Source organism: Mesorhizobium sp. M4B.F.Ca.ET.143.01.1.1 (assembly GCF_004792275.1).
Classification (GTDB): domain Bacteria; phylum Pseudomonadota; class Alphaproteobacteria; order Rhizobiales; family Rhizobiaceae; genus Mesorhizobium; species Mesorhizobium abyssinicae.
This window is the reverse complement of record NZ_SRSR01000268.1, coordinates 1-310: the sequence shown is the minus strand read 5'-3', so window position 1 is coordinate 310 and position 310 is coordinate 1. Positions and strand designations below refer to the sequence as shown.

General features: G+C 64.2%; 1 pseudogene. It reads right to left on the bottom strand.

Annotation, left to right across the window (positions count from 1 at the left end):
- Positions 1 to 310, bottom strand: a pseudogene (locus tag EN786_RS36935) (ABC transporter substrate-binding protein); the annotation flags it as partial.

Genomic DNA, 310 nt, shown 5'->3' with positions numbered 1-310 from the left:
ACCGCGTTGCCGGTCTGCCAGACGCCGCGCGATTCCTCCTCCTGATAGGCAAGCACGCCCGGCGGCGCGATCGTGCCGATCCAGCTCTTGACCATCTCGAGCGTGGCAGCGGCTTTGGGGTTGTTGATGGAGATGCCGCCGTCCGGCTCGATGATCCCGCCGCCGCCATTCGACATCACCCATTCGAGCGCGTTGCAGGTCAGCCCCTCATAGGCATTACCCTGGAAGACGAAGCCCCAGATGTCCTTGTTGCCGGCAGCCCGCTCCTTGTCCATGACCAGCCTGGCGGTGTCTTGCAGCTCCTTCCAGT